General features: G+C 35.7%; 13 protein-coding genes. 8 read left to right on the top strand and 5 right to left on the bottom strand.

Annotation, left to right across the window (positions count from 1 at the left end; translation table 11 throughout):
- The first annotated feature begins 161 nt into the window (after window positions 1–161).
- The 4 genes from nrdH to nrdF are packed head-to-tail and all read left to right on the top strand — an operon-like array spanning window position 162 to window position 3,905.
- Window positions 162–386, top strand: coding sequence for a glutaredoxin-like protein NrdH (nrdH, locus tag V4P56_RS00875; protein ID WP_455482220.1), 225 nt, complete (start codon window positions 162–164; stop codon window positions 384–386).
- Window positions 386–787 carry a class Ib ribonucleoside-diphosphate reductase assembly flavoprotein NrdI gene (nrdI, locus tag V4P56_RS00880; protein ID WP_455482221.1) on the top strand — a complete coding sequence of 134 codons (402 nt, stop codon included), beginning with the start codon at window positions 386–388 and terminating at the stop codon, window positions 785–787. The genes nrdH and nrdI overlap by 1 nt, the downstream gene beginning before the upstream one ends.
- Window positions 769–2,919, top strand: a complete 2,151-nt coding sequence (gene nrdE, locus V4P56_RS00885) for a class 1b ribonucleoside-diphosphate reductase subunit alpha (protein WP_455482222.1) — start codon at window positions 769–771, stop codon at window positions 2,917–2,919. Before nrdI ends, nrdE begins: the two co-directional genes overlap by 19 nt.
- Before the next feature lie 11 nt (window positions 2,920–2,930).
- The gene (gene nrdF, locus V4P56_RS00890) at window positions 2,931–3,905 is read left to right on the top strand and encodes a class 1b ribonucleoside-diphosphate reductase subunit beta (protein ID WP_455482223.1); all 975 of its coding nucleotides are present in this window, start codon (window positions 2,931–2,933) and stop codon (window positions 3,903–3,905) included.
- Here the strand turns inward: nrdF and prmC are convergent.
- The 4 genes from prmC to secA form a co-directional block, all read right to left on the bottom strand.
- Window positions 3,902–4,768, bottom strand: a complete 867-nt coding sequence (gene prmC, locus V4P56_RS00895; protein WP_455482224.1) for a peptide chain release factor N(5)-glutamine methyltransferase — start codon at window positions 4,766–4,768, stop codon at window positions 3,902–3,904. The two genes, nrdF and prmC, sit on opposite strands and share 4 nt — an antisense overlap.
- The gene (prfA, locus tag V4P56_RS00900) at window positions 4,765–5,844 is read right to left on the bottom strand and encodes a peptide chain release factor 1 (RefSeq protein WP_455482225.1); all 1,080 of its coding nucleotides are present in this window, start codon (window positions 5,842–5,844) and stop codon (window positions 4,765–4,767) included. The genes prmC and prfA overlap by 4 nt, the downstream gene beginning before the upstream one ends.
- 184 nt (window positions 5,845–6,028) lie before the next feature.
- Window positions 6,029–6,523 carry a Fur family transcriptional regulator gene (locus tag V4P56_RS00905; RefSeq protein WP_455482226.1) on the bottom strand — a complete coding sequence of 165 codons (495 nt, stop codon included), beginning with the start codon at window positions 6,521–6,523 and terminating at the stop codon, window positions 6,029–6,031.
- Entirely contained in the window at window positions 6,462–9,179 is a 2,718-nt protein-coding gene (gene secA / locus V4P56_RS00910) for a preprotein translocase subunit SecA (RefSeq protein WP_455482227.1), read from the bottom strand. The genes V4P56_RS00905 and secA overlap by 62 nt, the downstream gene beginning before the upstream one ends.
- A 416-nt stretch (window positions 9,180–9,595) precedes the next feature.
- Between secA and V4P56_RS00915 the strand changes: the two genes are divergently transcribed.
- The 4 genes from V4P56_RS00915 to V4P56_RS00930 all read left to right on the top strand — a co-directional run bounded on the left by V4P56_RS00915 (window position 9,596) and on the right by V4P56_RS00930 (window position 14,274).
- Window positions 9,596–10,549, top strand: a complete 954-nt coding sequence (locus tag V4P56_RS00915) for a peptidylprolyl isomerase (protein WP_455482228.1) — start codon at window positions 9,596–9,598, stop codon at window positions 10,547–10,549.
- A 129-nt stretch (window positions 10,550–10,678) separates the two neighbouring features.
- The gene (gene argJ, locus V4P56_RS00920) at window positions 10,679–11,917 is read left to right on the top strand and encodes a bifunctional glutamate N-acetyltransferase/amino-acid acetyltransferase ArgJ (RefSeq protein WP_455482229.1); all 1,239 of its coding nucleotides are present in this window, start codon (window positions 10,679–10,681) and stop codon (window positions 11,915–11,917) included.
- A 133-nt stretch (window positions 11,918–12,050) separates the two neighbouring features.
- Window positions 12,051–12,464, top strand: coding sequence for an 8-oxo-dGTP diphosphatase MutT (gene mutT / locus V4P56_RS00925; RefSeq protein WP_455482230.1), 414 nt, complete (start codon window positions 12,051–12,053; stop codon window positions 12,462–12,464).
- A gap of 454 nt (window positions 12,465–12,918) precedes the next feature.
- The gene (locus tag V4P56_RS00930; protein ID WP_455482231.1) at window positions 12,919–14,274 is read left to right on the top strand and encodes an L-cystine transporter; all 1,356 of its coding nucleotides are present in this window, start codon (window positions 12,919–12,921) and stop codon (window positions 14,272–14,274) included.
- A 42-nt stretch (window positions 14,275–14,316) separates the two neighbouring features.
- Here V4P56_RS00930 and V4P56_RS00935 read toward each other — a convergent pair whose 3' ends face one another.
- Window positions 14,317–15,186, bottom strand: a complete 870-nt coding sequence (locus V4P56_RS00935) for a methyltransferase domain-containing protein (RefSeq protein WP_455482232.1) — start codon at window positions 15,184–15,186, stop codon at window positions 14,317–14,319.
- Window positions 15,187–15,332: the final 146 nt, after the last annotated feature.

Below are 15,332 nucleotides of genomic sequence, written 5' to 3' on the forward strand. Positions count from 1 at the left end.
ATGAGGGAAATTTGCCATTTAAGTTATAGAATTATTTATTCTTGTCATTATTTTTTAATTATTTGACTAAGAATATAGAGATTTAGGTTATGTTCAGAAAGCTATATGTTATTTGAATGAGAGTAGGGTTGATCTGTTTAAAATTGTGAAAGTTGAAGAAAATGCTAATCACTATTTATAGCAAGCCGTCTTGTGTCCAATGTGATGCTACATGCCGTGCTTTTGATGCAAAAGGTATTGATTACCATGTTGTTGATATTTCTTGTGATGAGCAAGCATTCAGTTTTGTTCAATCTCTTGGATATCGTCAGGTTCCTGTAGTTGTTTATGGTGAAAATCATTGGTCTGGTTTTAGACCAGATATAATTAGTGGTCTTTGTAGTTAATGGGACTTATTGTTTATTATTCAAGTGTGACGGGTAATACGGAGTATTTTGTTTCTCAGCTTGTTGGTCAACGGATTTTTAAGATTGATAAAAAAAATCCATCTGTGTTGGTTGATGAGCCTTATGTGCTAGCTGTCCCTACGTATGCAGATGGTAAAGGTAGAATGGCTGTACCAAAAGCAGTTATTCGTTTTCTAAACGAAATAAAGAATCGCAATTTAATTCGCGGTGTCATTGGTGGCGGGAATCGTAGTTTTGGTTGCAATTATAATTTGGCTAGCAAAATTATTGCTGAAAAATGTTTTGTACCTTGCCTCTATCGTTTTGAACTGCGTGGAACCCATGAAGATGTTATTTGTGTCAGAAAAGGATTGGAAAAGTTTTGGAAAAAATCGGTATAGAACAACTGAAAAAACCGGATCAAATAACAGATTACCATGCGCTGAATGCAATGCTTAATCTTTATGATGAAGATGGTTGTATTCAATTTGATATGGATCGATTTGCAACACGGCAGTATTTTCTTCAACATGTTAATCAAAATACGGTTTTCTTTCATAATCTCAAGGAAAAAATAGATTACTTAATAGAGGAAGGTTATTATGAAAAAGCCTTATTTGAGCTTTATGATTTTCCTTTTATTAAAAAGCTTTTTAAACGTGCTTATACATTTAAGTTTCGCTTTCCTACTTTTTTAGGTGCGTTTAAGTACTATACCAGTTACACGCTGAAAACTTTTGATGGAAAGCGCTACCTTGAACGTTATGAAGATCGTGTTTGCATTGTGGCTTTGTATTTAGCACAAGGGAATAAAGATTTTGCTGAGAGTATTGTAGACGAAATTATTACAGGACGATTTCAACCTGCAACACCAACATTTTTAAATGCAGGAAAAAAACAGCGTGGTGAATTGGTATCGTGTTTTTTGTTGCGGATTGAAGACAACATGGAATCGATAGGTCGTTCGATTAATTCGGCTTTACAACTTTCAAAACGTGGTGGAGGTGTAGCACTTTGCTTGACTAATTTGCGAGAAGCAGGGGCACCAATAAAGAAAATAGAAAATCAGTCCTCAGGTGTTCTGCCTGTGATGAAGCTATTGGAAGATTCTTTTTCCTATGCGAATCAACTTGGTGCACGGCAAGGTGCGGGTGCTGTTTATTTACATGCGCATCACTTAGATATTATGAAGTTTTTGGATACAAAGCGTGAAAATGCTGATGAAAAGGTCAGAATCAAAACCCTTTCACTTGGTGTGATTATTCCTGATATTACTTTTGAACTTGCACGCAATAATGAAGATATGTACCTGTTTTCACCCTATGATATTGAGCGTGTTACAGGTAAACCTTTTAGCGATATTTCTTTAACAGAGCATTATCGATCTTTTGTTGATAATGCAAAGATTCGTAAAAAGAAAATAAGTGCACGTGTCTTTTTCCAGACATTAGCAGAGATTCAATTTGAATCAGGTTATCCGTATATTTTGTTTGAAGATACCGCTAACAGAACCAATCCAATAGCGGGCCGTATTAGTATGAGTAATTTATGTTCAGAAATTTTGCAAGTGAGTGAAGCTAGTGAATTAGAAACGGATTTAACTTATCGTACTGTTGGGAGCGATATATCTTGTAATCTTGGCTCCATGAATATTGCAAAAGCAATGGAAAGTAGTGATTTTGGGCAAACAGTGGAAATTGCTGTACGTGCTCTTACTGCTGTGTCTGATATGAGCAATATTACTTGTGTACCTTCTATTGCGAAAGGAAATGCTGAAAGTCATGCGATTGGTTTGGGACAGATGAATTTACATGGTTTTTTGGCGCGTGAACAGATTTATTATGGATCTCCAGAAGCGATTGATTTTACTAATATTTATTTTTATACCGTAACGTATCATGCAATACGCGCTTCTAATTTGATTGCACGTGAACGTCAGGCAATGTTTGCAGGGTTTGAAAAATCAACTTATGCAGATGGTCGTTTTTTTAAAAAATATATTGAAAGAGAATGGAAACCACAATTTTCAATTGTACAAGAGATTTTTGCACGTAACAATATCATTATACCCGACCAAAAAGATTGGCAAGAACTTAAGGAATTGGTTATTAAATACGGGCTTTATAATCGCAATCTTCAAGCAGTGCCGCCTACAGGATCTATCTCTTATATTAATCACGCAACATCTTCTATTCATCCAATTGTCTCAAAGATTGAGATTCGTAAAGAGGGAAAAATTGGACGTGTCTACTATCCTGCTCCCTATATGGATAACACAAATTTAAATTTTTACCAAGATGCTTATGAGATTGGCCCTGAAAAAATTATTGATACCTATGCTGCTGCTACACAACATGTTGATCAAGGCCTTTCATTAACACTGTTTTTTTCTGATACAGCTACTACACGTGACATTAACCGTGCGCAAATTTATGCTTGGAAAAAGGGTATAAAGAGTATTTATTATATACGATTGCGGCAAATGGCATTGAGTGGAACAGAGGTGGATGGCTGTGTTTCGTGTAGTCTGTAGGAGATACCCATATGACAAAGATTACAACCAAAAATCCTATTGTTTGTGCTGTCAATTGGAATAAATTGCATGATGAGAAAGATCTTGAAGTTTGGAATCGCTTAACTGGAAATTTTTGGTTACCAGAGAAAGTTCCTCTTTCCAATGATATTCCTTCATGGTCGAGCTTGACAGAGGAGGAGCGTAAGCTAACAATCCGTGTTTTTACAGGGTTAACTCTTTTGGATACAATTCAGAACACCGTAGGAGCGATTTCTCTTATGGCTGATGCAATAACAGAGCATGAAGAGGCGGTGTTAACGAATATTGCATTTATGGAAGCAGTTCATGCACGTTCTTATTCTTCTATTTTTTCAACTTTATGTTCGACAGCAGAGGTTGATGATGCTTTTAGGTGGTCAGAAGAAAATATTCATTTGCAAAAAAAGGCTAGATTAGTGCTTGAGCGCTATGAAGCGAGTAATCCTTTAAAGAAAAAGATTGCTTCAACTTTACTTGAAAGCTTTTTATTTTATTCAGGTTTTTATTTGCCCATGTATTGGGCTAGTCGCGCTAAGCTAAGTAATACAGCTGATTTAATTCGGCTTATTATCCGTGATGAAGCCGTACATGGTTATTATATAGGCTATAAATTTCAATTAGGGTTTGCAAAGCTTGATAAAGCTAAAAAGCAAGAAATTAAAGATTTTGCTTTTAGCTTGCTCTTTGATCTTTATAATATTGAATGCAAATATACTGAAGATCTTTATGATTCTATTGGAGTAACAGAGGATGTTAAAGTTTTTCTTCATTATAATGCGAATAAGGCCTTAATGAATCTGGGATTTGAACCTCTCTTTCCACCTGAAGTTTGTCGTGTTAATCCAGCTATTTTAGCAGCCTTATCACCAAGTGCTGATGAAAATCATGATTTCTTTTCAGGAGCTGGTTCTTCCTATGTCATTGGCAAGGCGGTTGCTACCACGGATGATGATTGGGAATTTTAAGGGTTGTATGTAAAGAGAAGTGCGCGCGGTATATTACTTAGATCTCTGCGTGTTTCTAGGCACTGGAAGCCATGTTTTTTAAATAGGTTACAGACTTCTTTTTCTTGAGAATAGCCAATCTCGACAGCTATATAGCCTTTTTCTTTTAAGTAGTTTGCTGCTTCATGAGAAAGTCTTCGATAAAAATCAAGACCATCTTTTCCACCGATAAGCGCACGCAATGGATCATGTAGTCGTACTTCCTTTGCTAATTTTTTTATATCTTTTTCTGGAATATAGGGTGGATTAGAAATAATAAAATCAAATCGACCTGTGACAGAATCAAACCAATCACTGAGAAGAGGTGTAAAGCGATGTATAACTTCTGCATTTTCTGCATTTTTTGTAGCTGTTCTGAGAGCATCTTCAGAAATATCGACAGCTACTGCATAAGAGTGGGGGATTTTTTTAAGAATTGCAATGGCAATGGCACCACTTCCTGTTCCCATATCAAGCAGTGTTATTTTTTTAAATTTTTCTACATGTTGTACAAGAAGTGGTAAAACAAGGTCTACCAGTGTTTCTGTATCAGGACGTGGTTCTAATGTGTCTTGAGATAGTGCGAAGGATATACCATAAAATTCCCGCTTTCCAATAATACGGTAAACAGGTTCACCAGCAATACGTCTCTTGATAGCTTTTTCTAACTGTATGATTTGCTTAGAAGATAGGCGTATATCTGGTCGTAAAATTCTGTCTGATGCATTGGTACCTGTTATCCATTCAACAAGTATTTTTGCGTTAAGATTGGCTTCAGAAATTCCTTGAGTATGCAATTTTTTTTGCGTCTCTCGAATGATGCTGTTGAGAGAATAATTGTTCATTCATTACTGTCCATTTCAGTAAGGAGTGCAGTTTGGTGATCAGATATAAGCGCATTGATAAGCTCATCAAGATCTCCTTCCATAATGCGATCAAGCTTGTATAGAGTAAGATTAATACGATGATCAGTAACACGTCCTTGTGGAAAATTATAGGTACGAATACGTTCTGATCGATCACCAGAGCCAACCTGATTTTTACGAGATTCTGAGCGTTCACGTTCTGCTTTTTGTCGTTCGATATCGAATAAACGTGCGCGTAAAATTTGCAGTGCACGTGCTCGATTTTGATGTTGTGATTTTTCTGCTTGTACAACCATAATTCCTGTTGGAATATGTGTGATACGAACAGCTGAATCAGTTGTATTAACGTGCTGTCCACCTGCACCTGATGCACGCATTGTGTCGATACGGATATCTTCAGGGCGAATTTCAATGTCAATTTCTTCTGCTTCTGGAAGAACTGCGACGGTAGCAGCTGATGTATGGATACGTCCATTTGTTTCCGTCTCAGGGATACGCTGTACGCGATGGACACCTGATTCAAATTTAAGCTTAGAAAATACACCTTTTCCTGAAATTGTAGCAATAATTTCTTTATATCCACCAACTTCACCATCACTAAGAGAAATAATTTCAACTTTCCAGTTATGAGTATTGGCATAACGTTCATACATGCGGAAAAGATTTCCAGCAAAAAGTGCTGCTTCTGATCCACCCGTACCTGCTCGAATTTCAACAATAGCACTTTTTTCATCAGCAACATCTTTGGGTAAAAGAAGAATTTGAAGTTCTTGCTCAATGTGTTCAATTTTTTGACATAATAGTGGTAATTCTTCTTGAACAAGATTACGCATCTCTATATCTGTATTCGTATCATGGATCATGATTTTAAGCTCTTCCTTTTCTTTATAGAGAGCATTTAATATTTTTATGGAGGTAACGATTGACTCTAATTCTGCATATTCAGAAGCTAATTTTACATAAGTTTCAGCATTGGGGCTTCCAGCCATTTGGTTTTCAATGACTTCGAAGCGCTTTTCGAGTTTTTTCATACGGTCTTGTGGCAAAGAAACCATGACAATATCGACCTAATTTTCATTATAATGTTAATAATTGATAGCATTATACTATCGTGCGATAAGGGAGGTGATAAAACAGAAAAATACTCTTGCCAATGAAAACTGAAAAATTTTGAGGTAAATTTTTATAAAGTTTGATTTGCATGAGTAATTTCTTAATTATACATATGAGATAATCATTTTAGGAATTATGTTTTTTTCCGTAAATTTCAAGACGATGATGAATGATGTCATAACCAAGGGATTTAGCGATTTCTTCCTGTAGATTTTCAATAATATCAGATTGAAATTCAATGACTTGTCCCGTATCCACATCAATGAGATGATCATGGTGTTGCCCATCTGCTTGCTCAAAACGAGAAGGTCCACCACTAAAGGTATGACGATAAATTTTTCCATTTCCTTCCAATATTTTCATAGTTCGATAAACAGTTGATAACGAAATACTAGAATCTATTTTGTTAGCACGCTGAAAAATTTCAAATGCGTTTGGATGATCATTTGTGGTAGTCAAAATGTCAAGAATAACACGTCTTTGACGTGTTACCCTTAAACCTGCAATACGCAATTCTTTTTCATAATTTTGCTTTTTATTCATCTTAGTTATTTGCTTTTTAGATGAAGGCTCCATGACAGTGTTTGTATTTTTTTTCTGAACCGCAAGGGCACCGTTCATTGCGCCCAACTTTTCCCCATGTGGTTGAATCGTTGGGGTTACGATCTTTCGGATTAACAAAGCTATTTTCTTGTGATCGTGACCACGAAGCGGGATTATTTTTTTTATCTTGATTATTAAAGACAAAGTTATGAGCATTTGTTTGCTCAGGCATTAATGGCTCTGTGGGTTGCTGAATGATCTCAAAACACATAAGTTTAGAAGTAACGTTTCTGCGAAGATTTCTAAGCATGGTTTGAAAAAGTTCAAATGATTCCGTCTTATATTCATTAAGTGGATCTCGTTGCGCATAACCACGAAAACCAACAACTGAACGTAAATGGTCTAAATTTACCAGATGTTCACGCCATAACAAATCAATGGTTTCAAGCAGTACAGCTTTATGGAAATAAGCCATAATTTCTGGAGAGTAACGTTCAGTACGCTCATTTTCAAGTTTAACAATAGCATCTGATACACGTTCTAAGATTTGTTCTTCAGCAATTCCATCTTCTTTTACCCATTCTTCTATTGGAAGTTCAAGCTTGAAAAGCTGAGAAAGTTCTTCTTGTAGAGCTTTTATATTCCATTTCTCAGAATATGTTCCAGATGGAACGTAGGTTTCTACTAAATCTTCAACTACTTCATTCCGCATTTCAACGATCATTTCAGTTAAATCATCTGCATTCATGATTTCCATGCGCTGCTCAAAAATAACTTTGCGCTGATCATTCATCACATCATCGTATTTTAACAAATTTTTACGAATTTCAAAATTTCGGGCTTCAACCTTTTTTTGAGCTTTTTCGATAGCTTTATTAATCCATGGATGAATAATGGCTTCATTTTCTTTCAATCCAAGTTTTTGTAGTACGCTATCCATACGATTGGAGCCGAAAATACGCATAAGATCATCTTGCAAAGAGAGAAAGAATTTTGAGCGACCAGGATCACCTTGGCGACCAGAGCGGCCTCGGAGTTGGTTATCAATACGGCGGCTTTCATGACGTTCAGTAGCAATGACGTAAAGACCACCAACCGCTAATGCTTTTTCTTTAAGATGTTGAACATCTTTTTTAATTTCTTCAATTCTAGCAATTCGTTCCGCCCCTTCAGGTATATCTTGTAATTCTTGTCGAATACGCATTTCGACATTACCACCGAGCTGTATATCAGTACCACGACCAGCCATATTGGTCGCAATAGTTAAAGCTCCAGGAATCCCTGCCTGTGCAATAATATATGCTTCTTGCTCATGATAACGAGCATTTAGAACTCTAAAATCAGTAATACCTTCTTTTCGTAAACGTTCTGCCAATTGTTCTGATTTTTCAATAGAGGTTGTTCCTACAAGAATAGGCTGTCCTTTTTCGTGTGCTTGACGAATATCACGCACAATAGCACGATATTTCTCTTCTGTTGTTCGATAAATTTCATCATCTTCATCATAACGTTGTATTGGTAAATTTGTAGGGACTTCAATAACGTCAAGATCATAAATATTGCTAAATTCTTCAGCTTCTGTTACAGCAGTACCAGTCATACCAGATAACTTTTTATACATGCGAAAATAATTTTGGAAAGTAATAGAAGCTAATGTCTGATTTTCTGGTTGAATAGCAACATGTTCTTTGGCTTCTAGTGCTTGATGAAGTCCTTCAGAATAACGCCGTCCTGGCATCATGCGCCCTGTAAATTCATCGATGATAACAATTTCACCATTTCGGACAATGTAGTCTTTGTCACGAACGAACATTTTATGCGCTTTTAGAGCATTATTAATATGATGGACAACAGTAACATTTTCTATGTCATAAAGGCTTTCGCCTTTAAGGTGTCCGGCCTGTTCAAGCATTTTTTCAATTTTTTCAGTACCGACTTCAGTAAAAGTGGTTGTTTTTTGTTTTTCATCAATTTCATAATCTTCCGGAGTTAAGACGGGAATAAATGTATCAATAAGGTTATAAAAGTCCGTACGATCTTCTAATGGACCAGAAATAATAAGGGGGGTACGTGCTTCATCAATGAGGATCGAATCAACTTCGTCGACAATTGCGTAATGATGTCCACGCTGAACCATGTGATGATGGTCAAAAGCCATATTATCGCGTAGATAATCAAAACCCAATTCATTATTTGTTGCATAAGTAATGTCACATGCATAGGCTGCTCGGCGGGCATCATTATCGAGATTATGCAGAATCACACCGGTTGTTAACCCTAGAAAACTATAAATTTTCCCCATAGTTTCAGCATCACGACTGGCAAGATAATCGTTTACTGTAACAACATGAACACCTTTTCCTTCTAAGGCGTTGAGGTAAACTGGTAGAGTTGCCATTAATGTTTTACCTTCACCAGTACGCATTTCAGCGATACCTCGATCATGAAGTACCATTCCACCAATGAGCTGTACATCAAAAAGACGCATATCATAAACACGCTTTGCCGCTTCACGGACAGTCGCAAAAGCTTCTGGCAGGAGCAAGTCAGTAGTTTCACCTTCAGTTATTCGTTTACGAAATTCATCAGCTTTTTGATAGAGCTGTTCATCACTTAATTTTTGAAATTGTTCTTCTAAAGCATTAATTTGTAAAACTTTTTGGTGAAAAGATTTGAGGCGACGCTCATGAGCTGAACCAAAAAATTTACGTACAAAAACACCTAAGCTGACCATTTCTGGTCCTTTCTTTTATTTGTTGTTACTAAAGTTGGGTGCTTCATATGTTGTCCCCATGTTCCGCATTCCCAAAGGTGTCTAATATAATTAAGATGCAAACAACATCATTACACCTGTTGGTGCACAATTTTTTACTTTAATTGTTAAAGTAGAGATAAGAAGCTAAGTGCGTTGTGTCAACTTGCATAATATTGTTTAGTAAGCATATTATAGAGTAATTTAGGGTATAGTATGACATTATTAACCATGTTTTTCAGCAGCATAAGATAAAATAAGATAGGCTAAGATAAAAGGAAAAGTTTATATTTTTTTTAATAAAATTACCAAATTATTTATCTATGTTTAAAAATTAAAGTGTTATGGTAAAGAAAATTAGAATCTTGAACATAAGTTCATTTTTAAGGAGTATATTTATGAAATTCAACTTTATCACGCTGTTTTTAACATTAACTTTATTAGCGAGCACGAGTTTAGGGGTGGTGGCTCAAGAAAGCGTGAAGCCTGCATCGAATGATTTAAAGACTTTAGAAAAAACTTCTGAAAAAACAGTTTCTCCTTCTCATGTTATGGCAGTTGTTGATGGAAAAGATATTACAGCAGGACAGTTAGATGAGTTAGCACTTGAAATAAATCCTAATTTAGCGCGTATTTCTGATGAACAACGTCGTATAACAGTTTTAAAAGCCTACTTAGACATGCAAGCACTTGCTAAAGCAGCAATTGGTAAAGGCATCGATAAAACCAAAGCTTATGATAAACGTATGGCGGTTATGCGTGATAATGTTCTTCAGCAGCTTTATTTTAAACAGATGATTGTTGATCAGATTTTAGATACTGATTTGGTAGCTCTTTATGATAAAGAAGTGGCTGCTTTACCCAAAGAAGATGAAATTAAAGCACGTCATATCTTGGTTAAAACAAAAAAAGAAGCAGAAGCTATTATTAAGAATCTAAATAAGGGGGAGAAATTTGAAGAGATTGCAAAAAAGAATTCAACAGATGGTTCTGCTGCTGTTGGGGGTGATCTTGGTTATTTTAGCCATGGTCAAATGGTTAAGCCGTTTGAAGATGCTGCGTTTAGTCTGAAAGTCGGAGAATACACTAAGAAGCCTGTCGAAAGTCCTTTTGGTTGGCATGTTATTAAGGTAGAAGATCGCCGTTTGAAACAACCTCCTGTGTTTGATGATGTGAAAGAAATGTTGCGTACACAACTTATAAAAGAGCGTTACCAAACACTTATTGTAGATTTGCGTAGTAAAATAGATATAAAATATCCTGATCCTAGCGTTGAAAAACTCATGCAATCACTTGGTAAAAATGAGATGCTGCTTCCAGGTGATACATCTAGTGAAGAAGAAACAGAGTAGCACTTTTTAAAGCTGGGCGATTTGATATGTTAATTTATTCAAAAAGCCCAGAAATTGTTTACTAAAGGCCATTTATCGGTAATCATTTAACTGGATGAACCTTTTATTTATTTTTATAGAAAGCATACTGTGGCTTTAAAAATATTTCCTTTGTTTCCCTCAAAAATACAAAAACTCCCACCATTATCTGGTGTACGGTTAGCAACAGCTGAAGCTGGGATTAAATATAAAGGTCGTACAGATCTTCTTTTCATTGTATTTGATGAGCCAGCGAGTGTGGCAGGTGTTTTTACACGCTCAAAATGTCCTTCTGCTCCTGTGGATCATTGTCGTACATCACTTTCTCGTGGAATTGCTAGAGGTGTTATTGTTAATTCTGGAAATGCAAATGCTTTTACGGGAAGAAAAGGTAAGCAAACAACAGATGCAATAATACATGCTGCGGCAGGCATTTTAAAGGTTAAAGAAGATGAAATTTTCATAGCTTCTACAGGAGTCATTGGTGAGCCGATGGATGCAGCCTGTGTTGTAAATCTTTTGCCAAGTATGGCGAAGACAGCAGATGAAGGGAATTGGTTGGAGGCTGCAAAAGCTATTATGACAACTGATACATTTCCAAAATTTGCTACGCGTGAATTTGATTGTGGGGGGGTGATTGTTACCATTAACGGGATTGCAAAAGGTGCTGGTATGATTGCACCAGATATGGCAACAATGTTATCCTTTGTAGTAAGCAATGCAGCAATTTCTTCAGATATGCTTCAATCTATGTTATCAGAGGCAGTTCAGGGTTCTTTCAATTCAATTACTGTAGATAGTGATACTTCAACATCAGATACACTAATGATGTTTGCGACAGGAAAAGTAGAAGGGAATTTTCCCTGCCTTACAAGTAAAGATGATTTACGTTATGAGGTGTTTTTAAAGCAATTGAGTGAACTTTTACACGAGCTTGCGTTACAAGTTGTTTGTGATGGTGAAGGTGCTCGTCATTTAATTGAGGTTAATGTAATTGGCGCTACAACAGATAATGCTGCGAAGATTATTGCCCAATCAATTGCAAATTCACCGCTTGTAAAAACAGCTATTGCTGGTGAAGATGCTAATTGGGGGAGGGTAGTTATGGCAGTTGGTAAAGCAGGTGTTGAAGTAGATCGCGATTTGTTAACGATTTGGTTTGGTGAACACCGTTTGGCTATAAATGGTGAGCGTGATCCTGAATATAATGAAGAGGAAATTAGCACTTATATGCAAGGAGAACATATCACAATTCGTGTTGATATCGGTTTGGGTTGTGGTAAAGCGACAGTCTGGTCTTGTGATTTGACAAAGGAGTACGTTATGATCAATGGTGATTACAGAAGTTAACTGATGTACCATAGGTTTGATATCGAACACTTATATATTCTTTTTTAGGGTAGATATTTAAACGTTTTTGTCTTGGAATAAGACGTTATGATATAAGGAATGATTGTCGTTATTACTCTTTTTGGAGAGCAATATGTGTATAAAAAGCTCACTTCTTCTTGTTGTTGCATGTGCACTGTTAGATCAAGATAATCATGTTTTGCTTACAGAACGGCCTAAAGGAAAATCGTTGGCTGGTTTATGGGAATTTCCCGGTGGGAAGATTGAGCAAGGTGAAACTCCAGAAGCATCATTGATTCGTGAATTAGAGGAGGAACTTGGTATTCATGTTCAGCCAAATAATTTATTGCCCTTAACATTCGCGAGTCATAGTTATGAAACATTTCATCTTTTAATGCCATTATATCTTTGTTACCATTATGGGGGTATTGCACAAGGAAAAGAAGGGCAAAATTTAAAGTGGGTTTTTATTGGTGATCTTGATAAATATCCTATGCCTGATGCAGATAAGCCATTAGTTCAAGTATTGAAAGATCTTCTTCTTTAATATTTTGGTGAAAGGAAGATACCACTAATAAATAACAGGGGGTGTTTCATAAAACATTTATATTAGGAAGAGTTTTAGACAATTTTTTTCAAAGAAGAATCTTTGTGCTATCGTTGGAGATTTTCCTATTCTTGTATAGCCAATTACTTAATCATTATTGGGATGTATTTTTATTGTATCAATTTGCATTAGAATCGATGGGAATTAATTATACTTAATTTCCTATTAGAAACATTTTATTTTATAAATAATTATGAAGATAATTCTATTTTAGCTTTTATTTTCTTTAAATGATTATTAGTGTATAAAAAATTTCATTTTAGCTTATAATTTGAGAAAATAATAATTTTTTAAAAGTGTAGAAACTTTATATTGTATTTTCAGATGTTATGCATTGATTTTAAGTGATGCATTATTTTTGTTATATCAAACAAAACAATATTAGGCATAAACAATGGCATTTAATTTTCTTATCAATTTATTTTTATTTGTTATTTTTTTGTTATGGCTTGCTCAAAGTAAGAAAATGAAATGGAATTTCTCACTACGTGTTATGTTAGGCCTTATTCTTGGTTTTATTTTTGGGAGTATTTTGCAGGTTATTTATGGAGAGGGTGAACTCATTCTTTTAAAATCTGTTGAATGGTTTAACATTGTTGGAGATGGTTATATATTATTATTGCAAATGGTTGTTATACCATTGGTGTTTATCTCTATCGTTTCAGCAGTAGCTCATTTGCATTCTGTTTATGCTGTTGGCAAAATTAGTGTTATGACAATTTCAATATTGCTCTTTACAACTTCTCTTTCAGCATTGATTGGTGTTTTAGTAGTTAACTGGTTTGGATTAACAGCGAGTGGTTTGGTGCATGGAGGAGAAGATGTGTCTGCTATTCTTGGAGATCGTTTTTCTCAGCTTGAGGATATGAGTATTCCAAAGATAATTTTATCATTTATTCCTCAAAATCCATTTGCTGAGTTAAGTGGAGTTAAGCGGACATCAGTTATTGGTGTTGTTATTTTTTCGGTATTTTTAGGAGCCGCAGTTACTCTTTTAAAGAAAGATGATCCAGATAAAGGAGATCAAGCTCTGTCATTTATTGAGGTTATGCAAGCTTGGATTATGCGGTTAGTACGTCTTGTTATTGCTTTGACACCTTATGGTATTTTTGCACTTATGACGAAAATAGGAGCAACCTCAAAAGTTGAAGATATTTTAAAATTATTGATTTTTGTTATTGCTTCTTATGTTGGTATTCTCCTTATTTTTTGTATTCATAGTATATTATTAAGCTTATCAGGAATCAATCCGTTTCGCTTTTTCAAAAAAGTCTTACCTGTTTTAACATTTGCCTTTAGTAGTCGTTCAAGTGCTGCAAGTATTCCTTTGAATATTGAAGCACAAACACAGTGGATTGGTGTTCCACAATCAATTGCAAGTTTTGCAGCCTCTTTTGGTGTAACAATTGGACAAAATGGTTGTGCAGGTCTTTATCCAGCAATGCTTGCTGCCATGATAGCACCCTCTATGGGGATTAATCCTCTTGATTTTATTTGGATTGCTACTCTTGTTGGTGTCGTAACATTGAGTTCTATTGGCGTTGCTGGTGTTGGTGGTGGTGCTATTTTTGCAGCATTGCTTGTATTACCAATCATGGGACTCCCTGTTTCTTTGGTTGCTGTACTCATTTCTGTTGAGCCTTTAATTGATATGGGACGTACAGCTTTGAACGTAAGCGGCACAATGTTGGCTGGAACTATGACGAGTCAGATGTTACGTACAACAGATAAAAATATTTTTAAGAGATGATTTACCTGTTGAGGCTCTACAGCTTTTTCATTTTTACTCTGGTTATTTTTCTAAAACATCTGCAAGAGATATTTGAGCAGAGCCTGGTGGTATGGGTTTTTGTTGATTTTTATCAGGAGCCCAACCAGATAGCCAGATAAAAGAGAAATGTGCACGAATACGACCGTCAAGATCGCTAAATTTTTTTGCGTAGATTTCAGCTGCACGGAGAAAAAAGCGTTTAGATACGGGACGTCGTGAACGATTAATGAGCGCGTTTTGCATTCCCATAGCTTTAAGATCATGTATAAGATCAAACATTGTGTTGTAGCGGATAGTAATTTCTTCAACATCTGCTACGGGTAGAGCAAAACCAGCACGCTGTAAAAGAGCACCGACATCACGAATATCAGCGAAGGGATAAACTCTTGGGCTAGCTCCATCATAAATTTCGTTTTCAGCTTGTAGTAAACTTTCGCGTAGTTCTCTTAATGTGCCAGCTCCTGTCATAACGGCAAGGAATAAACCATCTGGTTTAAGGATATTTTTTATTTGACTGAGAATACCGGGAGTATCGTTTGTTAACTGTAATGAAAGAAGCGAAACGATTAGATCACAATAGTGTTGAGGAAAGTCGAGAAATTCTCGATGACATAAGTGAAATTTTTCACCACAATTCTGATAAAGTATATCTGTTTCAACACGTTCTACGGAACGGACTTTACCAGATTTTATCAAAGCCTGCGTAGCAAGTCCTGTATGACCGTGTAAATCTAAACCTAATGTGAATCGACGATTCACAGTACTTAGACGTTTGTAGAGATCTTCAGCCATATGGGACAATAGAAAATCATGCCCCTTTTTTTCTTTTTGGAAAGCACGTTTGCGGAATTGTTCAATACGGTCATAATCAAAAATTAAAGGATACGACATGTTGTTGAATACTTTCGATTTATGATATAATATATTTTGAAAAAGTTCATTTTTTGCGTAAGCGATGTCAAGCTTATGATGTACAAGAAAAATATATTTGTAAAAGGTAAGAATTTTTAAAGGAATTAAATTTTATGAATTTAAAA

The sequence above is a fragment of the Bartonella sp. B35(2025) genome (assembly GCF_053794465.1).